This window comes from Pseudomonas helleri, assembly GCF_045830615.1.
In the GTDB taxonomy this organism is placed as follows: Bacteria; Pseudomonadota; Gammaproteobacteria; order Pseudomonadales; family Pseudomonadaceae; genus Aquipseudomonas; species Aquipseudomonas helleri.
This window is the reverse complement of sequence record NZ_CP174501.1, coordinates 4,057,122-4,081,950: the sequence shown is the minus strand read 5'-3', so window position 1 is coordinate 4,081,950 and position 24,829 is coordinate 4,057,122. Positions and strand designations below refer to the sequence as shown.

Below are 24,829 nucleotides of genomic sequence, written 5' to 3'. Positions count from 1 at the left end.
AGCGAGCTTGCCTCGCGATCTTTTGATCTGGCATGTGCCATGCCGTCAGGGCGAAACCGTGCAAAACGTATCCTCACCGAGAACCCCCTGAGTGACCATCGCCCAAACCCTCCCGCACACGCGCCCGTTATCGCGGCGCGTGCCGATGATCATTGGCTGTGCGCTGTGCATGGAACTGATCGACTCCACCGTCGTCATGACCGCCTTGCCGCAAATGGCCAACGACTTCGGCGCGCCGAGCATCCGCATGAACCTGGTGGTTTCGCTCTACATGCTCGGGGCTGCGCTGTGTGTGCCGGTCAGCGGCTGGGTGGCCGACCGCTACGGGCCGCGTCGATTATTCGTGATCGCCATCTCGCTGTTTATCGCCTCATCGCTGGCCTGCGCTGCTTCCAATTCCCTGCTGCAACTGTGTCTGGCGCGCATGCTCCAGGGCGCGGCGGGGGCGATGATGGTGCCCGTGGGGCAGTTGATCCTGTTGCGCTGGTCACCCCGTGAAGACCTGCTGCGCAACCTGTCGTACCTGACCATCCCGGCGCTGATCGGCCCCATGCTCGGCCCGCCGTTGGGCGGCCTGATGGTCACCTATTGGTCGTGGCACTGGATCTTCCTGATCAATGTACCCATCGGTGTGGTCGGCATCGTGCTGGTACTGCGCCATGTGCCGTACTACCCCGGCGTGCGCGAGCAGGGGCTGGATGTTCGCGGGCTGGCACTGAGCGCGGTGGCTATGGCGGCGCTGGTGTTCGGTTTCGAAGCGCTGGGGCACGGCCTGTTGCCGCACCTGTGGGTGGCGCTGATGATCGCCCTCGGCCTGCTCTGCGGCGCGTTATACATCCGCCATGCACAGCGCTGCGCCGAGCCGCTGCTGGACCTCAAACTGCTGCGCATCCCCAGCTACGGCATCAGCTTTTGGGGCGGCAACCTGCTGCGTCTGGGCACCTCATCGTTACCGTTTTTACTGGTGCTGATGTTCCAGCTGTGTTTTGGCCTGAGCCCGTTGCACGCCGGGTTACTGACATTGGCCGGAGGCGCCGGGGCCTTTGCAATGAAACTGCTGGCCGTGCGCGTGGTGCGCCGTTACGGCATCCGCCGCACCCTGGTGATCAACGCCGTGTTAACCGGCCTGACCCTGGCCTCATGCGCGAGCTTTACCGACGCCACCCCCTACAGCGTCATCGTGCTAATGCTGTTTGGCAGCGGGGTGATTCGCTCATTGCAATACAGCACCCTCGGCGCGCTGACCTACGCCGACGTGCCTGCCGCATTGAGCAGCCGCGCCAGCAGCCTGTCGGCCATGACCGTGCAATTGAGCATGAGCCTGTCGGTAGGCCTGATGGCCTCACTGCTGGGCGTATTGATGAACCTGCGCGGGCACAGCGTGCCGCAAACCAGCGATGTTGCCGCCATGCTGGTGCTCTGCGGCATCGCCTGCATGGCCTCGGCGCTGGTATTCCGCCGCCTCGCCGCCGGGGCGGGCGAAGCCGTCTACTGATGCCCCAAACCCCCTGTAGGAGCGAGCTTGCCTCGCGATCTTTTGATCTTTTAAAAGATCGCGAGGCAAGCTCGCTCCTACAGGGGTAGTTGTTTTCAGCCCAACAACCCGCGTCCGGCCAGGTTCTTCATCAAATCGCCTACGCCGAACGTCCAGCGCGGGGCCTGGTCGCTGGTGGTTACGCGGTTGTGCAGGGCGCCCAAGGTGGTGGAGGCAATGCTCACCACATCGCCCGGTTTGTGGGTGAAGCCTTGGCCGGGATGGTCGCGGTCGTCGGTGGGGGCAAACAGGGTGCCGAGGAACAGCACAAAGCCGTCCGGGTATTGGTGGTTTTCGTTGAGGGTCTGTTCGGCCAGGTCGGCCGGGTCGCGGCTGATCTGGTTCATTGAGCTTTTGCCGTTGAGCACGTAGCCGTCTTGGCCTTCAACTCGCAAGGTCACTTCGCAGTTGCGCACGTCGTCGAGGCTGAAATGCTCGTCGAACAGGCGGATAAACGGCCCCAGGGCGCACGAGGCGTTGTTGTCTTTGGCCTTGCTCAGCAGCAGCGCGCTGCGGCCTTCGAAGTCGCGCAGGTTGACGTCGTTGCCCAAGGTCGCGCCGTGGATGCGGCCTTGGCTGTCGACGGCCAGCACCACTTCGGGTTCAGGGTTGTTCCAGCTGGAGCCGGGGTGGATGCCAATCGCGTTGCCGCTGCCGACGGCGGCCAAAATCGGCGCCTTGGTGAAAATCTCGGCGTCCGGGCCGATGCCGACTTCCAGGTACTGCGACCACATTTTTTGTTCGATCAGCACCTGCTTGAGGCGCATCGCCTCGGGCGAGCCGGGCTTGAGGTCGCGCAGGTTGTCGCCGATGGCCGCTTGCACCAGGGCACGGATTTCTTCGGCGCGCAGGGCGTCGCCACCGGCTTTTTCTTCGATCACTCGCTCGATCATGCTGGAGGCAAACGTCACGCCTGCGGCCTTGATCACTTGCAGGTCGGTTGGGGCCAGCAAGTAAGGTTTTGCCGGGTCGCGCTGTTCGCCGCTGTTAGCCAGCAACGCCTCGATCGAGCCTAGCGATGTGCCGCTGATTTCGCGCACGGCTTGTAGAGGTTGATCATGATCGAGCAACAGGCTGAGGGTCGCGAAGTGCGCACTGCAGTCGATCACTTCACCGTCACGAATCACCGCCACGGCCGGGCCGCCGCGCTCGCCGGGGAGCCACACGCGACCGACCAGGGTTGCCCGTTGCCAGTCGTGCGGCAGGGAGTTTTCTATGTTCAATTGCAGCGTGTTCATGGGGGCAATCCTCGAATTTTGGGCGAACGTGTCCTGTAGGAGCGAGCTTGCCTCGCGATCTTTCAAGATCAAAAGATCGCGAGACGAGCTCGCTCCTACACAGGGAGCTGAGCGTTAGTGAGAGTGGCGCGGCGGGCCGTTTTCCGGGATGACGCGCCAGTACAGGGTGGCCGGTTCCAGGCAGCCGCCGGTGGACAACTGGCCGACCAGTTGGCGGTACAGTTCCTGCCACGGGGTTTGCGACGGGGCCAGCGGTGGCAGCGGTTCTTTGCGACGCTCGTCGAGTTCGGCTTCGTCCACCAGCAGGTTGACGCTGCGCGCATTGAGGTCGACGCGCAGGCGGTCACCGGTGCGCAGCAATGACAAGCCGCCGCCCACCGCCGATTCCGGGGACATGTTGAGGATCGACGGGCTGGCCGAGGTGCCGCTCTGGCGACCGTCGCCCATGCACGGCAACGAGTCGATACCGGCCTTGATCATGGCGGACGGCGGGGTCATGTTGACCACCTCGCCACTGCCGGGGAAGCCCACGGTGCCGCAGCCGCGAATCACCAGAATGCAGCGTTCGTCGATGTCCAGCGACGGGTCGTTGATCCGCGCCTGATAGTCTTCCGGGCCTTCAAAGACGATGGCCCGCGCTTCAAAACTGTTCGGCCGCTCGGGGTCGCTGAGGTAGGTGCTGCGAAACGCCTCACCGACCACCGACATCTTCATGATCGCGCTGTCGAAGAAGTTGCCGCTGAGCACGATAAAGCCTGCGCGGTGCATCAACGGGTCTTCGTAGGAGCGGATCACGTCGCGGTCGCCGGTCACACAATCGGCCACCACTTCGCCCATCTTGCGGCCGCTCACGGTCAGGCAATCGCGGTGCAGACGGCCGACTTTGTCCAGTTCGTGCATCACCGCCGGAACGCCGCCCGCACGGTGGAAGCTTTCGCCCAGGTATTCACCGGCCGGCATGCAGTTGACCAGCAACGGCACGTCTTCACCGACGCGCTGCCAGTCGTCCAGCGACAGGTCGATGCCGCTGTGGCGGGCGATGGCGATCAGGTGCGGCGGGCAGTTGGTGGAGGCGCCTAGGGCCGAGGCCACGGCGATGGCGTTTTCGAAGGCGGCGTGGGTCATGATCTGCGACGGGCGCACGTCTTCGCGTACCAGATCGACAATGCGCATGCCGGTGGCATAAGCCATTTGCCCGCGCTCGCGGTACGGCGCCGGAATGCTCGCACAACCCGGCAACGACATGCCCAACGCTTCGGCCAGCGCGTTCATCGACAGCGCGGTGCCCATGGTGTTGCAGTGGCCCACCGAGGGCGATGAGGCGGTGGTCAGGGTCATGAACCCTTCGTAGTCGATCTCGCCTGCGCTGAGCAAATTGCGCGCATGCCACAGCACCGTGCCGGAGCCGATGCGCTGGCCTTTGTGCCAGCCGTCGAGCATCGGCCCGCCGGACAGCACGATGGACGGCAAGTCGGTGGTGGCGGCGGCCATCAAGCACGCCGGGGTGGTTTTGTCGCAGCCGGTGGTCAGCACCACGCCATCCAGCGGGTAGCCGTGCAGCACTTCAACCAGGCCCAGATAGGCCAGGTTGCGGTCCAGTGCGGCGGTCGGGCGGCGTGACTGCTCGGCAATCGGGTGCACCGGGAATTCCATCGGGATCCCGCCCGCATCGCGGATACCATCCTTGACCCGCTTGGCCAGTTCAATGTGATGACGGTTGCACGGGGTCAGGTCGCTGCCGGTCTGGGCGATGCCGATAATCGGCCGCCCCGATTGCAGTTCGGCGCGGGTCAGGCCCTGGTTCATGTAGCGCTCAACGTAGAGCGCAGTGAGGTCAGCATGGCTGGGATCATCGAACCATAACTGGCTGCGCAGGCGGCGTGGGGTGGATTCGGTCATGGCAGGCTCCAGCAAATTATTTTTATTCAGGCAAAGTGTTATTGCGGCGTAACTGGCGGATCAATCCGGCGTGATCAAGTTCGCCGTCACCGGCCTCGACCATGGCTGCAAACAGCCCGTCGACGAGGCTGGCCACCGGCAGCGACAAGCCGAGCTTGTGCGCCTGGGCGAGGGCAGTGCGGGTGTCTTTGAGTTGCCATTTGGCCGGGCCACCGGGGGTGAAGTCGTTGGTCAGCATGCGCTGACCGTGTTGACGCCAGATCGGTGAATCGACAAAACCGCCCATCAAGGCTTCATGCACCTTGGACGGGTCGGCGCCGCCGCGCTCGGCCAGCAGCAGGCCTTCGGCGACGGTGGCGATGGTGCTGGCCACGATCAATTGGTTGACCAGTTTTGACAGCTCGCCGGTGCCGGCCGGGCCGACATGCACCGGGCGGCCCATGGCCGCCAGCACGGCGCGGCCTTGTTCAAAGGCGACGGTTTCGCCGCCGACCATGATTGCCAGGCTCGCTTCACGGGCCCCGCGCTCGCCCCCCGATACCGGGGCGTCGAGGTAGCGCAAGCCAAGTTCGGCGCTCAGCCGGGCGTGTTCGACGGCGGTGTCGACCGGGATCGAACTCATCACCACCACCAGCGCGCCCGGCGCCAGAGCCTTGGCGGCGCCGTTTTCACCAAACAGCACCTCGTCACAGGTCGGGCCATCGCTGAGCATGCAGATCAGCACCTGAGCGCCTTCGGCCGCCTCGGCCGGGGTGGCAAACACCTCGGCGCCCTGGGCGGACAATTCCTCGGCCTTGGCCGCCGAGCGGTTCCAGGCCCGTACCGGGTAGCCGGCGTGCAACAGGTTGCGGGCCATGGGCTTGCCCATGATCCCGGTGCCAATAAACGCTACGGTTTGCAGGCTCATGCCTTGCCTCCTACGGTTGCAGAGGTTGCGCCGGCTGCGTTGCCCAGCGACACCTTGTTACGTGGCATCAACACCATGCCCAGACCACCGGCGCCGACCAGTGCGGCAATCACCAGGAAGCCCGGGGTGTAGCTGCCGGTCACGTTGAACAGGTAACCGGTCAGGTAAGGGCCGATAAAGCCGCTGAGGTTACCGATGGAGTTGATCAGGCCAATCCCGGCGGCAGCGCCCAGGCCAGTGAGCACTTGCCCTGGCACCGCCCAGAACACGTTGATCGCGCTGTAAACGCCCATGGCCAGCAGGATAAAGCCGATCACGATGATCCACGGCTGGTTCAGCCACAGCGCCACGGCGATGGACACAGCAGCGAGCATGGCGGCACCACCGGCGTGCCAGTGACGTTCTTGCAGGCGGTCCGAACGACGGCTCCACCAGATCATGGCAACAGCGGCCAAGGCGTAAGGGATGGCGGTGATCAGGCCGTTTTGCATCAGGCCGATTTCCAGCCCGAACGAGCCACGGAACGAGGCCAGTACGGTCGGCATAAAGAAGTTCATGGCGTTGGAGCCCGAGGTGATGCCGAAGTACACCAGCGCCAGCAGCCATACCTGACGGCTGGACAAGGCCTTGCGGATCATCTCCCACTTGCTCGGTTGAATGCCCACGACCAGCGGTTTATTGCGCTCTTCATGCTCCAGGGTGTTGATCAGCCAGTTGCGCTGCGCATCGGTCAGCCAGTGGGCCTGACGCGGATGGTCGGTGAGGTAGAAGTAGCAGACCACGCCGAGAATCACCGCCGGTACAGCTTCGACGATGTACATCAGGCGCCAGCCGACGAAGCCCAGTGCGTCGCCCATTTCCATCAGGCCCACCGACAGCGGTGCGCCGATGACTTGTGCGATGGGTACGCCGAGGTAAAAGGTGGCGATCATGCGTGCCCGGTAGCGGCTCGGGAACCACAGCGACAGCAGGTAAATCACCCCCGGGAAGAACCCGGCTTCAGCGATGCCCAGCAGAAAACGCAGTGAGACAAAGTGCACCGGCGTCTGCAAAAAGCCCATGGCCCCGGCGATGATGCCCCAGGTCACCATGATCCGGGCGATCCACACGCGGGCGCCGTAGCGGTGCAGCAAGACGTTGCTCGGTACTTCGAAAATGAAGTAACCGAGGAAGAAAATACCGGCACCCAGGCCATACAGGGTTTGGCTGATACCGATGTCGTCGTTCATTCGCAGGGCGGCGAAACCGACGTTGTTGCGGTCCAGAAAGGCGACCACAAACAGCAGGATCAGAAAGGGGATCATGCGCTTGGTGACGCGCTTGATCGTTTGTTGCTCGATGTCAGTGACATCCGGAAGCGGGGTGGTGGTCATATCGCACGGCCTCAATTTTTATTGTTGTTTTTTCTGTAGGAGCGAGCTTGCCTCGCGATCTTTTAAACGATCAAAAGATCGCGAGGCAAGCTCGCTCCTACAGGGGTGTTTACTGTGCAGTATCTTCTATGTGCGCACGCACGATGGCGTCGAAGTCCGGGTCGGCGGTAAAGCCCAGTGCACGGGCACGTGGAGCTTCTACCTTGCTTGGCCAGCTTTCGACAATACGCTGGATGGTTGCATCCGGCTCCCAGCGAATCAGTTGCGCAGCTTTATCACCGGCCTCGCGTTTCAGCGCCTCAACCATGTCGGCCACGGTGGTGGTCACGCCCGGCAGCGGGATGATGCGCTCGCCGCCCAGGGTCTGCGGCGACAGGGTCATGCCCAGCAACATCGACTCGACAATGCGCCGTGGCGAGGTCAGGTACACGCGGGTGTCGGGGCGCACCGGGCACACGGCAGGCAGACCCACCAGCGGCTCGCGGATGATCGAGCTAAAAAAGGTCGACGCGGCTTTGTTCGGTTTGCCGGGGCGCACCGCCACGGTCGGCAGGCGCAATACGCGGCCATCGACAAAGCCTTTGCGGGCGTAGTCGGCCACCAGCAATTCACCGACGGCTTTTTGCATGCCATAGGATGATTGCGGGGTGAGCACGGTGTCGTCGTCCACCACCTCCGGCAGCTTGCCGCCGAACACCGCGAAGCCGCTGGCGTACACCAGACGCGGCGCGGTGCCTTGCTTGCGCAGGGTTTCGAGAAGCAGCATCAGGCCGTGCAAATTCACCTGCATGCCCAAGTCAAAATCCGCCTCGGCGGCCGAGCTGACCACTGCCGCCAGGTGCCACACCAGGTCCACGCCATCGGTGACACGGGCGATCACTTCAGGGTCGGCAACATCGCCGGTCACCAGCTCAATGCGCGGGTCGTTGGGCACGTCTTCACCGGCAAAGGCGTCGAACAGCACGATGCGTTCGATGGTGCGCGGTGCTTCGCCTTCCAGCGTCAGGGTGTTCAAATCTGCCAGGCGTTGAGCCAGTTGCTTGCCGATAAAGCCGGTACCGCCAGTGATGAGGATGCGCATGTGTTGCTCCTGTTTCTTATATTTATTTGAGGCGCTGGATCAGTCTGCTTGAACCGTGCGTTGCTGCTGTTCGCCCAGCCCTTCGATGCCCAGGCGCATCTGCTGGCCAGCGCGCAGGAACACCGGCACAGGCTTGACCCCAAGGCCCACACCCGGAGGCGTGCCGGTAGAAATCACATCGCCCGGTTGCAGCGACATGCAGCGGCTCAGGTAGGCAATCAGCGCCGGGATCTGGAACACCATGGTGTTGGTATTGCCGTTCTGGTAGCGCTGTCCGTCGACCTCAAGCCATAGCTTGAGTTGGTGCGGGTCGCGGATTTCATCACGGGTTACCAGCCATGGACCAATGGGGCCGAACGTGTCAAAACCCTTGCCTTTGTCCCAGGTGCCGCCACGTTCCAGTTGCCATTCACGCTCGGACACATCGTTGATCACGCAGTAACCGGCGACGTGGTCCAGGGCGTTGCTCTCGTCGATGTAGCGGCCGCCTTTGCCGATGACCACGCCCAGCTCAACTTCCCAGTCAGTCTTGACCGAGCCGCGAGGGATTTCGACGTCATCATTGGGGCCGCAAATGGCGCTGGTCCACTTGTTGAAAACCACCGGCTCCGACGGCACGGCCAGCCCGGATTCAGCGGCGTGGTCGGCGTAGTTAAGGCCGATGCAAATGAACTTGCCGACCTGCCCGACGCAGGCGCCGATACGCGGCGAGCCGTTGACCAGCGGCAGGCTGGCCGGGTCGATTTTACTCAGGGCTTCAAGGCTTGCAGGCTCCAGTGCCTTGCCTGCGACATCGGCGATATGCGCCGACACATCACGGATATTGCCTTGGGCATCGAGCAGACCGGGTTTTTCCTGACCTTTTTCGCCGTAGCGCAGCAGTTTCATAAAAGCTCCTGTATCGAATTAAAAACCTGACCTTCTGTAGGAGCGAGCTTGCCTCGCGATCTTTTGATCTTCTAAAAGATCGCGAGGCAAGCTCGCTCCTACATGGAGGGTTAAACGCTCATCCCGCCATCAATAATCTGCGTAGTGCCGGTGGTGTAGCTGCTGGCGTCGCTGGCCAGGTACACCACCAACTGGGCGATTTCTTCGGCGCTGCCGATGCGGCCCATGGGCTGGCGAGCCACGAACGCTTGATACACCTCAGCCTCCGAACGCCCTTGCTCACGGGCCTGTTCGGCGATGCGCTGGCGCAGCGAAGGTGAATCTACCGTGCCTGGGCATATGGCGTTACAACGAATGCCTTGACTGATGTAATCGGTCGCCACCGATTTGGTCAAGCCAATCACCGCCGCTTTGCTGGCGGTGTAGGCAAAACGGTTCGGTACGCCCTTCACGCTGGACGCCACCGAAGCCATGTTGATGATCGAGCCGCCACCGTTTTCCAGCATGCCCGGCAAGAACGCACGGATCATCCGGTACATGGCGGTGACGTTGAGGTCGAATGAGAATTGCCAGGCGCTGTCGTCGCACTCCAGCAGCGCGCCGCTGTGCACGTAGCCTGCGCAGTTGAACAGCACGTCGAGGGTGCCGACTTGCTGGCGAATGGCGTCGATGGCTGCCGGTTGCGTGACGTCCAGCGATAACGCCTGAATACCCGCAATATCGTGCAAGGCATCGACGTTCAAGTCGGTGGCGATGACCGTGGCGCCTGCATCGCGCAAGGCCAGTACCGAGGCGCGACCAATGCCGTTTGCCGCCGCGGTAATCAAAACGCGTTTGTTGGCGAGGTTCATGAGTGCTGATCCATTGTTCTTATGGGGCCAACACTAATGTTGCGCTGCGATAATCGCCAATGAGATATTCTCAAGCCTTAATAACGGGAGGTTATCGGATGGCGGATGTCGCGTTCAATCAACTGTGCAACTGGTTACGGTTCCGCCATTTGGTGCTGATCGACACCCTGGCGCGCACGCAAAACATGCACGCCACGGCCCAGGAAATGAACATCAGCCAGCCGGCGGTGAGCAAGATGCTGCGCGAAATCGAGCACCAATTGGGCTTTGATGTGTTCCAGCGTTTGCCGCGCAGCATGTCGCTGACTGACCTTGGCAGTCACGTGGCGCGCTTTGCGCAAATCGCCCTCAATGACACCCAGCAGTTTGTGGTCCAGATCAACCACCTGCGCCAGGGCGGGCATGGCTTTTTGAAAGTCGGCACCATCTACGCGGCCGCGGCGGTGGCAGTGCCCGCGGCGATTGTCGAGGTCAAACAACAATGGCCCTTGCTCACGATCGAGGTGCTGGAGGGCACCAGCGCCAACATGCTGACCATGCTCGAACACAAGGAGCTGGACCTGGTGGTGGCGCGCTTCACTCTTGACCGGCACCGTGAGTTGTTTGATTTTCAGCCGCTGGCCCCCGAGCCGCTGTGTCTGGTCACGGGCAGCCAGCACCCGTTGGCGGGCGCCAGCGAAACCCCGCTGACCGACCTCGGCAGCTGGCCCTGGGTGGTCTACCCGACGGGCACGCCGATGCGCGCGCGGCTGGAGCGGGCGTTTATCGAAGCCAACATGCAAACCCCGGAAAACACCGTCGAAACCGTGTCGCTGCAAACCACCATGCAACTGCTGCAAACCGCCCCGGTGGTCGCGATGCTGGCCGAGTCCATGGCCGAACCGGAAATCCAGGCCGGGCGCCTGACCCGTCTGGCCCTGCCGTTTCCGTTGGTGCTGGCCGACTACGGGATTATTACCCGGCGCAACGAACCGCCGAGCTGGTCGATGCAGGCGTTTATCGACGCGTTGTTGAGCGGCCCCGATGCCGTGCGCGGAGCCCGGCAGACGCCTTGATAACGCGCGGTTATTAACCGATGGGATCTTGTGATTGGGCAGCGCGCAGGTGGGCATTTAGAGTGCAAGTCGCCCACCCGCCGATGTGTTGCGCGGGTAGGGCGCCACCGCTCACTAGAGGCGCGTATGAAAACAATAAAAAGCTACAAAACGCTGACGATTTTTTTCCTGTTTATGATTGGAGTCGTCAACTACCTCGATCGCAGTGCTCTGTCCATCGCCAACACCACCATCCAGAAAGACCTGGCCATCAGCCCCATGCAAATGGGCGTCATGCTCTCCGCCTTCTCCATCGCTTACGCCTTCTCGCAATTACCCCTCGGCGCGTTGATCGACAAACTCGGCAGCAAACTCGCCCTGGGCGGTTCGCTGGTGGTGTGGTCGGTGGCCCAAGCGGCCTTTGGCCTGTTCAGCAGTTACGGCCATCTGGTCGGCCTGCGGGTGCTGCTGGGCATCGGCGAAGCGCCGGTGTTCCCCTCGGCAGCCAAGGCCTTGTCCGAATGGTTCGACACCCAAGAGCGCGGCACCGCCACCGGCTGGGTGTGGTCCTCGACCTGCATCGGCCCTTGCCTGGCGCCGCCCTTGCTGACGTTGTTCATGGTCCATCTGGGCTGGCGCGGCATGTTTATCCTCACCGGTGTCATCGGTTTGGTGCTGGCGCTGTGCTGGTTCAAATTCTACAAAAGCAAAGCCGAATACATGGCCGCCACCGGCCGTGCAGAACCGGTGGCGGTGCAACAGAAAGCGGCGCCGAAACTGCGCTGGACCGCGCTGTTCAAAGAGCGCAACACCTGGGGCGCGTTTCTCGGCTTTATGGGCGTGATCTACATGATCTGGCTCAACCTGACCTGGCTGCCGGGCTACTTTGAGCGCGAACACGGCCTGGACCTGTACCGCACCGCCTGGGTGGTGTCGCTGGCCTACCTGTTTGGCGCCTTGGGCACCATCGTGGCCGGGCGTTGCTGCGACAAACTGGTGGCGCGCGGCATGCGCGTGCTGGCCAGCCGCAAGCTGATGGTCATCCTCGGGTTGCTCGGCGGGGCGCTGTTCACCCTGATCGTGGCCTTCACCACCAACGTCGTCGCGTGCGTAGTGCTGCTGTGCCTGACCATGTTCTTCATCAACATCTCCAGCGCCACCGCGTGGATGATCGTCAACACCATCGTGCCCTCAGAGCGAGTCGCCTCATTTGGTTCGATCCAGAACTTCGGTGGCTACCTGGCGGGCTCTATCGCGCCGATCCTCACGGGTTTTAGCGTGCAACAGAGCGGCTCGTTCTCTTCGGCCTTCATCATCAGCGCAGTCGTCGCCCTGTGCTCGGCGTTTGCCTACTTTGCACTGCTCAAAGAACCTTCAGCGCCGGTGACCAATATGAAAGCTACAGCGGCCACGGCGTAGCTTAGCGGCGTAGTGGTGCTCCCGGCGTGCATGTCGGGAGAACCGCTACGCACGACGAGGAGGGTGATTGCTCTATCGAACCAGGCCTTCGGCGTGGACAAAGCAGAGTTTGTTGCCCTCGGGATCCCGACAGTACGCACCAAAAAAATCGGCTGAGTACTGAGGTCGCAACCCCGGCGCTCCCTCATCCGTGCCCCCTAAAGTGGTCGCCGCTTGCCAGGAAGCTCTTACCTGGTCTTGCGAGCTTGCTGCAAAGCTGACCTGTACGCCGTTACCCGACGTTGCGGGTAATCCGTTAAAAGGCAATTGCACGAAAAATTGTGGCCAGCTCTGACCGGGCAAGTGCCAGCCCGCACCGGCGGGGCCGTCATCATGATCAGTCATGCGTACTAATCCCAAAGGCGTAAGTACGGCATCGTAAAAAGCAATCATGACGTCGAGGTTTCGTGCGCCAATCTGAATGTGACTGAACATGGTTTCCCCTTATGTAAGTGAGTTTGAGCGTGAATGAAAAAGTTGCCTGCGTACGTCTTAGCACAATCCAATGTGCCGACGTTGCACCAACAGCCAAAACCACTGCATAAACACCGCAGATTCAGCGTCCTGTCAGGGCTGTGTAAAACCTTTGTAAGCTGTCACCGAATTTAATTTCACGCGTCACCGCTTCGATACTCTGAACTCAGCCTTCTTTTGGTGAGTGACGCGTGTGAACACGAGCAGACGACACACTTTTATCTGGGCGCTCAGCGCGCTGGTTGTGCTGGCCTTTGCTTGGGCGCTGTATGCCCATTGGCCCGCCATGGCGCACAAAGACCGCCCCATGGGCATGGGCGGTCGGGCCGAGCCGGTGGCGGCGGTGGCGGTGGTGCCGCAGGATGTGCCGGTGTATATCGATGCCCTCGGTACGGTCACGCCCACGCAGAGCGTGACGGTGATCACCCAGGTCGACGGCATTCTGGCCTCGGTCGACTTCAAGGAAGGCCAGCAGGTGCGCAAAGGGCAGGTGATCGCCCGCATCGACGACCGTGCGCTGAAGGCGCAACTGGCTCAAGCCCAAGGCGTTCTGGCCCACGATCAGGCGGTGTTGAGCAACGCCCAGCGTGACTTGGCGCGCTACCGCGAGCTGATCAAGGCCGGGTCCATCAGCCAACAAACCCTCGATACGCAAATCTCTACGGTGGCGCAACAACTGGGCACGGTGGCCGCCGATCAGGGCAGCGTGCAAAACCTTGAGGTGCAGTTGAGTTATTGCACCATCACCTCGCCGGTGGACGGGATTGTCGGGTTGCGCCAGGTTGACCCCGGCAACTATGTGACCACCGCCAGCACCTCTGCGATTGCAGTGATCACGCAGATGAACCCGGCCACGGTGGTGTTTGCCGTGCCCGAGGACTACCTGGGGGCGATCAATCAGGCCAGGGCGGCATGCGCTGTCAGCGTGCTGGCCTATGACCGCAACAAGCAAAACCTGTTGGCCAGCGGGCAGTTGCTGGCGCTGGATAATCAGGTCGACACCAGCACTGGCACGATCAAGGTCAAGGCGCAGTTCGATGACGCAGACCACGTGCTGTTCCCCAATCAGTTCGTCAATGCGCGGCTCAAGGCGCAGACGCTGGATCAAGTGCCGGTGGTGCCGACCCGGGCCATTCAGCACGGCAGCCAGGGCGATTTCGTGTTTGTGGTGGCGGGCAGCAAGGCCAGCCTGCGCAACGTCAAGTCCGGGCCGAGCGTGGGCGATGTCACTGCGATTCTCGACGCCTCGGTCAAGCCGGGTGAGCAGGTGATCACGGAAGGTGCAGACAAGCTCGACAACGGCTCGGCCATTAAAGTAGTCGCACAGTGAGTCTCAGCTGATGAACGTCTCTCGCCCCTTTATCGAACGCCCGGTGGCCACGTGTTTGTTGATGGTCGCGATCTTGTTGCTGGGGATTCTGGGCTACCGCCTGCTCTCGGTGTCGGCCTTGCCGGAGGTCGATTACCCGACCATTCAGGTGTTTACCCAATACCCCGGCGCCAGCCCCGAGGTGATCAGTTCGTCGATTACCGCGCCGCTTGAACGCCAGTTGGGCGAGATGCCCGGCCTCAAGTCCATGGGCTCTACCAGCTCCGATGGCGCCTCGGTGGTGACCTTGCAGTTTGATCTGGCGCTGTCGCTGGATGTGGCTGAGCAAGAGGTACAGGCCGCGATCAACGCCGCCGGCACTTTTTTACCGGCCAACCTGCCGTACCCGCCGGTGTACAGCAAGGTCAACCCGGCCGATGCGCCGGTGCTGACCCTGTCGCTGACCTCGGACGTACTGCCGCTGACCAAAATCGAAGACCTGGCCGACACCCGGCTGGCGCAGAAAATCTCGCAGATCAGTGGCGTCGGCCTGGTCACCATCAGCGGCGGCCAGCGCCCGGCGGTCCGGGTCGAGGCCAATACGTCGGCGCTGAATAACCTCGGGCTGTCGCTGGACGATCTGCGTACCTCCCTGGGCACCGCCAACGTTAACCAGGCCAAGGGCAGCATCGACGGCAAGTTCCAGGCGTACTCCATTGGTGCCAACGACCAGTTGCAATCGGCCGAGGAATACCGCGATCTGGTGATCGCCTATAAAAACGGCGCCGCGATCCGCCTGTCACAAATTGCTACCTCGACCCAAGGCCCGGAGAACCCGCGCCAGGCCGCCTGGACCAACGAAACCCCGTCGATTGTGCTGAGCATCCAGCGCCAGCCGGGGGCCAACGTGATTGATGTGGTCGACCGCGTGCAACATTTGCTGCCCACGTTGCGCGCCAGTTTGCCGGGCACGCTCAAGGTGGCAGTGCTCACCGACCGCACCCAGACCATTCGCGCCTCGGTCACCGACGTGCAGTACGAACTGGCGGTTGCCGTGGTGCTGGTGGTGTTGGTGATCTTCCTGTTTTTACGTAACGTCGCGGCCACGATCATTCCCGCCGTGACCGTGCCCTTGACCCTGCTCGGCACCCTGGCGGTGGCCTATGCGCTGGGCTTTTCGCTGAATAACCTGACCTTAATGGCGCTGACCATTGCCATCGGTTTTGTGGTCGATGATGCCATTGTCATGGTCGAAAACATCAGCCGTTACCTGGAGGAGGGGGATACGCCGTTGCAGGCCGCGCTCAAGGGCTCGGCGCAAATCGGCTTCACCATCATTTCGCTGTCATTGGCGCTGATTGCGGTGATGATCCCGCTGTTGTTCATGGGCGACGTAGTGGGGCGGCTGTTCCGTGAGTTCGCCATGACCGTGGCCGTGACCATCGTGATTTCGGCGGCGATTACCCTGACCCTGACGCCGATGATGTGCGCGCGCATGCTCAAGGCGCACCCGCAGGCGCGCCGCGAAGATTTTTTCGATCGCATCAACCAGCACTATGTGCGCGGCCTGAACTGGGTGTTGGCGCACCGCACCCTGGCGCTGCTGTCGGTGGTGTTCACCGCCGTGCTCACGGTGCTGACGCTGACGGTCATGCCCAAGGGCTTTTTCCCTGATCAGGACACCGGGCTGATTCAGGGGATTTCCCAGGCCTCGCCGACTATTTCGTTCCAGCAGATGCAGGTCGAGCAACAGCGCCTGGCCTCGCGCATTTTGCGCGATCCGGCGGTGCAGAGCCTGTCGTCGTTTGTCGGTATCGACCAGACCAACCCCACCCTCAATCAGGGCAATCTGCTGATCAACCTCAAGCCGCGTGACCAGCGCGACAGCGCCAGCACGGTGATCCGGCGCCTGGCCGATGCCAACGCCGACGACGCCGGGATTCGCCTGTACCTGCACTCGGTGCAAGACCTGACCCTTGACGCCAGCGTGGCCACCACCAGTTACCGCCTCGGCCTGCAGGCCACCGACCCGCAGGTGTTGCAGGAATGGACCGGCAAGCTGATGGCGGCGATCAAGCAAGATCCGACCTTCACCGATGTGCAAAGCCAGGCGATGCAGTTCGGCAATCAGATCCAGCTCACGTTTGACCGCGCCACCGCTTCGCGTCTGGGCATTACCCCGCAGGCGATTGACGACGTGCTCTATGACGCCTTCGGCCAGCGTCAGGTGTCGACCATTTACACCCAGCTCAACCAGTACCACGTGGTGATGGCCACCGACCATCCGCCGAAAAACCTCGCGGATTTGCTCACCGGGCTCTACGTCGACATCCCCGGCGGCGGGGTGGCGCCGCTGTCGAGCATGGCGACGATGCAGGTGGTGCAGGCACCGCTGACGATCAACCGGCTGGGGCAGTTCGCGTATGCCGACATCTCGTTCAACCTGGCGCCGGGCCAAACCCTGGGCACGGCCCTGAACCAGCTTAAGACTGTCGAGCAGCAGGTGGCGATGCCGGCCTCGGTGCAAGTGTCGTTGCAGGGCGCGGCGGCGACGTTTGAGGCGTCGTTGGCCAATCAGGCGGTGCTGGTGCTGGCGGCGATTGTGGTGGTGTACCTGATGCTGGGCATGCTCTACGAGAGCTTCGTGCACCCGATCACCATTCTCTCTACCTTGCTCTCGGCGGCGCTGGGGGCGTTGCTGGCGCTGCTGGTCACCGGCACCCAGTTCGACATCATCGGCTTGATCGGCATCGTGCTGCTGATCGGTATCGTGATGAAAAACGGCATCATGATGGTCGACTTTGCCCTCGATCTGGAACGACGAGAAGGCTTGAGCCCGGTGCAGGCGATCAAACAGGCGGCGGCCTTGCGCTTTCGGCCGATTCTGATGACCAGCATGGCCTCGTTGTTCGGCGCCGTGCCGTTGGCGCTGGGCACCGGCATTGGTTCTGAACTGCGCCATCCGTTGGGGATCGCGATCATTGGCGGGCTGTTGCTCAGCCAGTTGCTGACGCTGTTTTCGACCCCGGTGATCTTCCTCGCGATGCACGACCTCGGGCAGCGCCTGAAGGGTCGCCGCACAGTCAGGGCGGATTGATCGCGATGAACCTCAGTGCGCCATTTATCCAACGTCCCATCGCCACCACCTTGCTGGCTGTCGGGCTCGCGCTGTTTGGCGTGCTGGCGTTCAACCTGCTGCCGGTGGCACCGCTGCCGGAGGTGGATTTCCCCACCATCAGCGTCAGTGCCAAGTTGCCGGGGGCCGACCCGCACACCGTCGCCACCTCGGTGGCGACGCCGCTGGAGCGTCAGTTCGGGCAGATCGCCGGGGTCACGCAAATGACCTCGTCCAGCAGCCTGGGCGCGACCCGGATCAACTTGCAGTTCGACCTCAATCGCGACATCGACGGCGCCGCCCGCGATGTGCAGGCGGCGATCAACGCTGCGCGCAGCAACTTGCCGAGCGACCTGTCAGGCAACCCGACCTACCGCAAGGTCAACCCGGCTGACTCGCCGATCATGGTCATCAGCCTGACCTCGGACGCGGCCACGCCGGGGCACATGTACGACGTGGCCTCGACCCTGCTCGAACAAAAGCTCCTGCAAACCAGCGGCGTGGGTGACGTGACGGTGGGCGGCGGGGCCTTGCCGGCGGTGCGGGTCGAGCTCAACCCGGACCGCCTCAACCATTACGGCATCAGCCTTGAACAGGTGCGCGAGGTGATCGCCGCATCTAACGTCAACCTGCCCAAAGGCACGATCGATATCGGCGCACAGGGCAATGTGATTGCCGCCAATGACCAGCTTTACAACGCGTCGGACTACGGCGCGCTGGTGGTCAAGCAGAACAATGGTGACCTGGTGCGCATCAGCGACCTGGGCTACGTGCGCGAAGACGTAGAAGACCTGCGCAACTATGGGTTGTACAACGGCCAACCTTCGGTGCTGCTGGTGATCTTCAAGCAGCCGGGGGCCAACGTGATCGAGACGGTGGACGCGGTCAAGGCCGAGCTGCCGTTTCTGCAAGCGTCGATTCCGGCTTCGATCAAGCTCAACATTTTGATGGACCGTACCACCACCATTCGCGCCTCGTTGCGCGACGTAGAAATCAGCCTGATTGCCTCGATTTTGCTGGTGACGCTGGTCACGTTTGCGTTTTTCCGTGATTGGCGCAGCACCCTGGTGCCGGCCATTGTCGTGCCGCTGTCGCTGCTCGGCACCTTTGGCGTCATGTACTTCATGGGCTACAGCCTCAACAACCTGTCGTTGATGGCGTTGACCATTGCCACCGGGTTTGTGGTCGATGATGCGATTGTGGTGGTGGAAAACATCATGCGCCATCTGGAGCGCGGCGAATCGCGGGTGCAGGCGGCGCTGGCCGGTGCCCGGGAGGTGGGCTTTACCGTGCTGACCATCAGCGTGTCGCTGGTGGCGGTGTTTATTCCGCTGCTGCTGATGGGCGGGATCGTCGGACGTTTGTTTCGTGAGTTCTCGGTCACCTTGTCGGTGTCGATTGCGATGTCGATGCTGGTGTCGCTGACCATCACACCGATGCTGGCGGCGGTGTTTTTACGTGCCCCGGCAACCGCCCAACACCCGGAGGCGGCGCCAGACTCGCGCTTTCATCGTTTCTACGACCGCACCCTCGGCTGGGTGATCAACCACACCTTGCTGATGGGACTGGTCACGGTGCTGGTGATCGTGCTGGCCGGGGTGCTGTACGTGCGGGTGCCCAAGGGCTTTTTCCCGCAGGAAGACACCGGGCGCCTGAACGGCAGCATCATGGCCTCGCAAAGCATCTCGTATGGCGCCATGCAGCAGGACTTTCTGGCGATCAACCGCAAAGTCTTGCTCAACCCCAACGTGGAAGCGGTCGGCGGTTTTATCGGCGGCGCGGGCGGCGGGGGCGGTTCGGTGAACACCGGGCAGATGTTTATCTCGCTCAAGCCCTTGAGTGAGCGCAAGGCCAGCGCCGACCAGATCATCGCCCAGATCCGCAAAACCCTGGGCGACATGCCGGGCACCCGGTTATTCCTGCAATCGGTGCAGGACATCACTGTGGGCGGGCGCCAGAGCGCCGCGCAGTACCAATACACGCTGACTGCCGACGACCAGAGCAGCCTCGATGTCTGGGTACCCAAAGTGCTGGCGGCGCTGCATCAACTGCCGCAGCTCAAAGACCTCAATACCGACCAGCAAGACAACAGCCTTGAGGCCAATGTGGCGGTCAACCGCGACACGGCGGCGCGGCTCGGGGTCAGCATGTCGGCGATTGACCAGACCCTGTACGACGCCTTTGGCCAGCGCCAGGTGTCGACCATCTACCGTGCCGCCAACCAGTACCACGTGGTCATGGAAGTCGCCCCCGAATACTGGGCCGATCCGTCTGCGCTCAAATCGATCTACCTGCCCCAAGGTGCCTCGACGGCCAGCAAGACCAACACCGCGCCCAACCTGGCGAGCACTGCCAACGCGACGTTGATCCCGTTGTCTGCGGTGGCTCAGCAGTCGGTGGCGCGCACGGCGATTTCCATCAGCCATCAGGGCACCTTCCCGGCGGTGACGGTGTCTTTCAACCTGGCCCCCGGCGTGTCCATCGGCCAGGCCACCACGCTGGTGGATGACGCGGTGGCGCAACTGCGCATGCCGGCCAGCGTGGTCGGGCACTTTGCCGGGACGGCGCAGGTGTTTCAGTCGTCGGTGTCCAGCGAACCTTGGCTGATTCTGGCGGCGATTGTCTCGGTGTACATCGTGCTCGGCATGCTCTACGAAAACCTGATCCACCCGTTGACCATCCTCTCAACCTTGCCGTCGGCCGGGGTGGGGGCGCTGATTGCCTTGCTGATGACCGACACCGAGCTGTCGATCATTGCGCTGGTGGGGGTGATTTTGCTGATCGGCATCGTCAAGAAAAACGCGATCATGATGATCGACTTCGCCATTACCGAAGGCAAAGCGCTGGGCCTCAGCCCGCAACAAGCGATCCGCCGCGCCTGCTTGATTCGCTTTCGGCCGATCATGATGACCACCCTGGCGGCGATGCTCGGCGCCTTGCCGCTGGTGCTGGGCACCGGCTACGGCTCGGAATTGCGTCGCCCGCTGGGCATTTCCATCATGGGCGGGTTGCTCTTCAGCCAAGTGCTGACGCTCTACACCACGCCCGTGATTTACCTCTGGCTGGACCGCCTGTCGCAACGTCTGCGCCGGGCGCCCAAGGAGACCACCCGATGAACCTCAAACCGCTGCTGCTGGCCATGACCCTTAGCCTGACTCTGGCCGGGTGTATGGTCGGGCCGGATTATCAAAAACCGGCCATGCAATTGCCCATGGGCTTCAAAGAGGGCACGCAGTGGCAACGGGCTGTGGCCAACCCCCAAGGCGCGCTGAACAGCCAGTGGTGGCTGGCCTATAACGACCCGGTGTTGACGCAGTTGATCCAGCGCTCGGCCACGGCCAACCAGTCGATTGTTGCCGCCGAGGCGGCGTATCGCGGCGCGCAGGCGCAAGTGTCATCGAGCCGCGCCGGTTTGTGGCCGACCCTGGGCGCCGGGCTTTCCGGCTCACGCGGGGTGGGCGGCAGTGGTTCCAGCAGCGGGACGAGCAGCGCAGGCGGAGTTGAGAACTCGGTCAGCGCCACCCTGACCGCCAGTTGGGAGCCGGATTTATGGGGCCAGGTGCGACGCGGCATTGAGTCCAGCAGCGCCTCTGCGCAAGCCTCCGACGCCTTGTTGGCCGGGGTGCGTTTGTCCATCAGCGCCAGCGTGGCGAGCAATTACCTGGCCTTGCGCCAACAGGACATCGACATCGGCCTGTTGCAGCAACAGCAGCAGATCAACCAGCAATTACTCGACATGATCCAGGCCCAATACACCCAGGGCACGGCGGCCAATGACCAACTGCTGCAAGCCCAGGACCAACTGAGCACCGTGGTGGCCGCGTTGCAGACCGCGCAGCGCTCGCGCGAGCAATACGAACATGCCCTGGCGGTGCTGGTCGGCGAGGCGCCGTCGCAATTTAGTGTGGCGTCGGTGGCGCAGTACGCCTTTGCGGTGCCGCGCCCGCCGTTGAGCTTGCCCTCGGATTTGTTGCTGCGCCGCCCCGATGTGGTGGCTGCAGAGCGCACGGCAGCGGCGGCCAACGCCAAAATCGGCGTGGCTGACGCGGCGTTTTTCCCGACCCTGGACTTGACCGCTGAGGGCGGTTATCGCGCCAGTGCGCTGGGCAGCCTGTTCAGCGTGCCGAACCGCATCTGGACCCTGGGCCCGGCATTGGCCGCGACCCTGTTTGACGGCGGCGCCCGCGGAGCGGCAGTGCAACAGGCGCAAACCGGCTACGACCAGGACGCGGCGACCTACCGGGGCACCGTGTTGTCGGCCTTGCAGAACGTCGAAGACAACCTGTCGGCGATCAACCACCTGCACGTGCAGGCGGACACCTATCAGCAGATCTACACGCGCAATCAGCAACTGTTCGGCAGCCAGCAGGCGCAGTTAAAAGCCGGCACCGTCAGCCAGCAGAACGTCCTGACCCAACAATTGATCGTGTTGCAGACCGAGCAGAACCTGCGCGACACCCAGGGGCAATTGAGCCAGGGCAGCGTGGCGTTGATCCAGAGTTTGGGCGGGGGGTGGGCAATAACCCCGTAGGAGCTGCCGCAGGCTGCGATCTTTTGATCTTTTAAAAGATCGCAGCCGTCGTTCCTCGGCAGCTCTTATCAAACATAAAATAAGTGATTGATTCCAAAGGCCCTGTAGGAGCGAGCTTGCCTCGCGATCTTTTGATCTAGATCTTGCTTTTGATCTTGATCTAAAAGGCCCCATTAAACCACGCTGGCCGAACTCAGGTTTTGCGCAGTGGGTAACCCGGCAGGACGCCGGGTTAGCCGCGACACGGCCATGGATGGCCGATCGCGGCGGGCCTACGGAGCAAGGCCTGTGGTGAGGGCATGCCGAGCCAAAGCGAGGCACCGAGGGGTAGGGGCAAAAGCGTTTTGGTTACTTTGCCGCTTTTTGTAGAGACCGGACACATGGTTGACGGGTGTACGGGGACATGGTGGACACTTTTCGGTGAGCTAATTTCGCCGGAGAACCATCATGCCTTGGAATACGAGAGACGCCATGAGCCTGAAAGAAGAGTTCGTTGCTTTAGCACGGCAACCCGGCAGCAATAAACGCGAGCTGTGCCGACGATTCGGTATCAGCCCGCAAACAGCTTATAAGTGGCTAGAACGCTACAAAGCCCAAGGTAAACCGGGCTTAGAGGAGAAGTCCCGCAGGCCTAATATGAGTCCGAAACTGACTCAGGCCGGTTTGGAGTCTGAGGTCTTGGCGATTAGACAAGACAACCCTGCATGGGGCGGACGCACAATCAGCAGCCTGTTGAAAAATCGTATCGCCCCCAGCACCGTCACTAACATTCTGCATCGGCACGGCCTGATTCAGCCTTCTGACAAGGGGCCACCGGCCAAGCTGAGGTTTGAACATGCTGCGCCTAACGACCTTTGGCAGATGGATTTCAAAGGACACTTTGCGATGCAACAAGGCCGATGCCATCCCCTAACGCTGCTGGACGACCATTCCCGATTCAACTTGGCTATACAAGCTTGTGATAACGAGCGTGGGGACACGGTGCAGAAGAAGATGATCGAGGTTTTCCGAACTTACGGCTTGCCAGCCCGCATCAACGTCGATAATGGCCCGCCTTGGGGCTCACCGCGTAATCCCGGCGAGATCACGGAGTTGAGTATCTGGCTAATCCGCCTAGGCATCCGGATAAGTTTCAGCCGCCCTTATCACCCGCAAACCAATGGGAAAATTGAGCGTTTCCATCGTTCACTGAAAGCCGAAGTGCTCAATGGTCGGCATTTTTCTACGTTGACTGACGCTCAAACGGCTTTCGACCGGTGGCGTGAAATTTACAACCTACAGCGCCCCCATCAAGGGTTGGACTACCAGGTGCCAATGGACCGGTACCGGTCTAGTCCCTGGGCATATCCGCAGCAGCTATCGGAGTTTGAATACGGATCGGATGACGTATTGGCCAAGGTTTACCACAGTCGGTTTCGCTTCCAGAAACGTTATTTCAGCATCGCCAAGGGTTTGGTTGGGCAGCATATTGCTATACGCCCAAACCCAGAAAGCGATCAACTGTTTGACGTCTACTTCTGCCATCACTTTTTGCGAACTATCGACGTGAACAAACCGGACTACGGTTCATAATGTGTCCACTATGTCCCCGCACATGTGTCAACCATGTGTCCGGTCTCTACACGCTTTTGCAAAGTGACGCGGCGTAAGGCCGGAACCCTAAGTGGCCGTTGCCGCAGCAACGGATATGTACTCAAGTCAAGAGCCCCCTCACCCTAGCCCTCTCCCGAAGGAGAGGGAACCGATTGGGGGATGCTGAAGATACTCGGCGGCCTGTTTGCTGCGCGACAGCGCGGCGTCGAAGACGGGGCGGCCCCTCCTACAGGGCTTTACGCTTTGTAAGGCTTGTTGGGCAGCAGCAAACGTTCGGCGACGACGCCGAAGATCAGGCCCAGTGCGGTCCACAGCACCGCTTGAATGCCCAGCGAGGCGACGCGAAATTTCCACAGCAGCAGGGCCGAGAAACCGTCCGGGGCTTCATTGAACGTCGGGAACAAAAAGCCCGCGATCGAGACAATCACCAGGTACAGCACCACGCCTTTGATCACGCCGTTCCACAGACCGGAGCTGGCAATGAACTTTCGGCCTGCACTGACGGCAATGATCGCGGCGGCCAGCGACACCAGCAGCATCAGGAAGAACAACAGCGTGCGCTTGCCGATGGTGTCCGGGTTGCCCACGGCGGGCGGGTTGGCCGGATACACCAGCCCCGGCACCAGATACAGCACCACAAAAGCGGCCAGCGCCAGCAAGGCCGCCAGACCACGCGGGCCGACGTTACCGACACGGCCCAGGGAGTAGGCGAACACCAGGGCAAAAATGCCGCCCAGCGACACGCTGTACACCAGCACCCCGGTCAACAGGCCGAAGGTGCTTTGCACTTCGCGGCTGACCAGCTCGGGTTCTTCTTCCTCGGCGTCACCGTGGGAGTGGGAATGGGACATGCCTTCTTCGAAGGCGATAGCGCGATCAATCTCGGGTTCGCCGAACACCTTGGCAAAGCTGAAAGCCAGCAGGCCGGCCAACAGACCGACAAGCATGCCCCTGACGAGTAAACGACCAGTCATGTGAAACCCCTCGGATCAGTGGCAGGGAAAGCCCAGCAGGTGGCGACCGTCGTGTACGAACTCGTGCACGTACATGCCCTTGAAGACGGCAGTGGCGCCTTGTTCCGCGCCGACGAAATAAATCGCCAGCAACAGCAACAGGCCACCGAAAATCGCCCACGGCAATACATCGCGCAGGGGAATGGCAGGAATGGAGAGGTCAGATTGAGTAGCAGCGTTAGAAACCATGATTACCTCTGGGATTACGCGTCCCGGCAAGAGTGCAAAGGCAAAGGAAGATCTGGCTCTCGGCAAGGTGCCGACTACAGTGGCGCGACCGCGTCGGATTCGGACCGACTTCTTTCCTTCGTAACATACTGAAACAACGCTGGCAGTGTACGCGCTTGGCTAAGGAAAAACTCAGGGGAATGTGGGGGGGATTGAGGGATGCTTGAGCGTTATGAGGTCTGACATGACTGCGATGAACTTCAATAACCCTCACCCTGGCCCTCTCCCGGAGGGAGAGGGGACTAAAAGCTTTGCGCTGAACCAGAGAACACCTCGGTAAAGCTCCCTCTCCCTCCGGGAGAG

Annotated in this window: 18 protein-coding genes and 1 riboswitch; of the genes, 8 read left to right on the top strand and 10 right to left on the bottom strand. The window is 61.8% G+C overall.

The features are described 5' to 3' along the window. The first annotated feature begins 145 nt into the window (after positions 1-145). Entirely contained in the window at positions 146-1,495 is a 1,350-nt protein-coding gene (locus tag ACJJU9_RS18405; RefSeq protein ID WP_407731012.1) for an MFS transporter, read from the top strand. 95 nt (positions 1,496-1,590) lie between these two features. Here ACJJU9_RS18405 and ACJJU9_RS18400 read toward each other — a convergent pair whose 3' ends face one another. The 7 genes from ACJJU9_RS18400 to ACJJU9_RS18370 all read right to left on the bottom strand — a co-directional run bounded on the left by ACJJU9_RS18400 (position 1,591) and on the right by ACJJU9_RS18370 (position 9,771). After that, entirely contained in the window at positions 1,591-2,772 is a 1,182-nt protein-coding gene (locus ACJJU9_RS18400; protein WP_407729214.1) for a fumarylacetoacetate hydrolase family protein, read from the bottom strand. Positions 2,773-2,886: 114 nt separating this feature from the next. Further along, the gene (locus tag ACJJU9_RS18395) at positions 2,887-4,671 is read right to left on the bottom strand and encodes an IlvD/Edd family dehydratase (RefSeq protein WP_048370726.1); all 1,785 of its coding nucleotides are present in this window, start codon (positions 4,669-4,671) and stop codon (positions 2,887-2,889) included. Between the two features lie 22 nt (positions 4,672-4,693). After that, positions 4,694-5,578 (bottom strand): NAD(P)-dependent oxidoreductase, encoded by an 885-nt coding sequence (locus ACJJU9_RS18390; protein ID WP_407729212.1) that lies wholly within the window; start codon positions 5,576-5,578, stop codon positions 4,694-4,696. After that, a complete protein-coding gene (locus tag ACJJU9_RS18385; protein WP_048389518.1) occupies positions 5,575-6,951 on the bottom strand; it encodes an MFS transporter in 1,377 nt (458 codons plus the stop codon). Before ACJJU9_RS18385 ends, ACJJU9_RS18390 begins: the two co-directional genes overlap by 4 nt. Before the next feature lie 109 nt (positions 6,952-7,060). Then, entirely contained in the window at positions 7,061-8,032 is a 972-nt protein-coding gene (gene denD / locus ACJJU9_RS18380; RefSeq protein WP_407729209.1) for a D-erythronate dehydrogenase, read from the bottom strand. A 39-nt stretch (positions 8,033-8,071) separates the two neighbouring features. After that, entirely contained in the window at positions 8,072-8,920 is an 849-nt protein-coding gene (locus tag ACJJU9_RS18375; RefSeq protein WP_273220429.1) for an ureidoglycolate lyase, read from the bottom strand. Between the two features lie 110 nt (positions 8,921-9,030). Next, complete coding sequence (locus ACJJU9_RS18370; protein WP_407729207.1) at positions 9,031-9,771, bottom strand: SDR family oxidoreductase; 741 nt, start codon at positions 9,769-9,771, stop codon at positions 9,031-9,033. 98 nt (positions 9,772-9,869) lie between these two features. Between ACJJU9_RS18370 and ACJJU9_RS18365 the strand changes: the two genes are divergently transcribed. After that, the gene (locus tag ACJJU9_RS18365) at positions 9,870-10,826 is read left to right on the top strand and encodes a LysR family transcriptional regulator (RefSeq protein ID WP_048370713.1); all 957 of its coding nucleotides are present in this window, start codon (positions 9,870-9,872) and stop codon (positions 10,824-10,826) included. Between the two features lie 126 nt (positions 10,827-10,952). Further along, positions 10,953-12,224: an MFS transporter gene (locus ACJJU9_RS18360; RefSeq protein ID WP_048370711.1), complete on the top strand. Its 1,272-nt coding sequence runs from the start codon at positions 10,953-10,955 to the stop codon at positions 12,222-12,224. Positions 12,225-12,296: 72 nt separating this feature from the next. Here ACJJU9_RS18360 and ACJJU9_RS18355 read toward each other — a convergent pair whose 3' ends face one another. Further along, a complete protein-coding gene (locus tag ACJJU9_RS18355) occupies positions 12,297-12,698 on the bottom strand; it encodes a VOC family protein (protein ID WP_407729205.1) in 402 nt (133 codons plus the stop codon). Positions 12,699-12,930: 232 nt separating this feature from the next. On the opposite strand from ACJJU9_RS18355, the gene ACJJU9_RS18350 reads away from it, so the two are divergent. From ACJJU9_RS18350 to ACJJU9_RS18330, 5 genes are all read left to right on the top strand, one after another. Beyond that, positions 12,931-14,067: an efflux RND transporter periplasmic adaptor subunit gene (locus tag ACJJU9_RS18350; protein ID WP_407729204.1), complete on the top strand. Its 1,137-nt coding sequence runs from the start codon at positions 12,931-12,933 to the stop codon at positions 14,065-14,067. Between the two features lie 10 nt (positions 14,068-14,077). Next, positions 14,078-17,143 (top strand): efflux RND transporter permease subunit, encoded by a 3,066-nt coding sequence (locus tag ACJJU9_RS18345; protein ID WP_407729202.1) that lies wholly within the window; start codon positions 14,078-14,080, stop codon positions 17,141-17,143. 5 nt (positions 17,144-17,148) lie between these two features. Further along, positions 17,149-20,277 (top strand): efflux RND transporter permease subunit, encoded by a 3,129-nt coding sequence (locus ACJJU9_RS18340; protein ID WP_407729201.1) that lies wholly within the window; start codon positions 17,149-17,151, stop codon positions 20,275-20,277. Beyond that, on the top strand, positions 20,274-21,692 hold the full coding sequence (locus tag ACJJU9_RS18335) for an efflux transporter outer membrane subunit (RefSeq protein ID WP_407729200.1): 1,419 nt from the start codon (positions 20,274-20,276) through the stop codon (positions 21,690-21,692). Before ACJJU9_RS18340 ends, ACJJU9_RS18335 begins: the two co-directional genes overlap by 4 nt. Positions 21,693-22,139: 447 nt before the next feature. Continuing rightward, positions 22,140-23,264, top strand: a complete 1,125-nt coding sequence (locus ACJJU9_RS18330) for an IS481 family transposase (RefSeq protein WP_407729199.1) — start codon at positions 22,140-22,142, stop codon at positions 23,262-23,264. A 257-nt stretch (positions 23,265-23,521) separates the two neighbouring features. Here the strand turns inward: ACJJU9_RS18330 and ACJJU9_RS18325 are convergent, their stop codons facing one another. Together ACJJU9_RS18325 and ACJJU9_RS18320 are read right to left on the bottom strand one after the other, a co-directional pair. Then, positions 23,522-24,259 carry a CbtA family protein gene (locus tag ACJJU9_RS18325; protein ID WP_407729198.1) on the bottom strand — a complete coding sequence of 246 codons (738 nt, stop codon included), beginning with the start codon at positions 24,257-24,259 and terminating at the stop codon, positions 23,522-23,524. Positions 24,260-24,274: 15 nt separating this feature from the next. Then, positions 24,275-24,487: a CbtB domain-containing protein gene (locus ACJJU9_RS18320; RefSeq protein ID WP_123749878.1), complete on the bottom strand. Its 213-nt coding sequence runs from the start codon at positions 24,485-24,487 to the stop codon at positions 24,275-24,277. 27 nt (positions 24,488-24,514) lie between these two features. Then, a riboswitch (cobalamin riboswitch) is annotated at positions 24,515-24,622 on the bottom strand. Between the last annotated feature and the right edge of the window lie 207 nt (positions 24,623-24,829).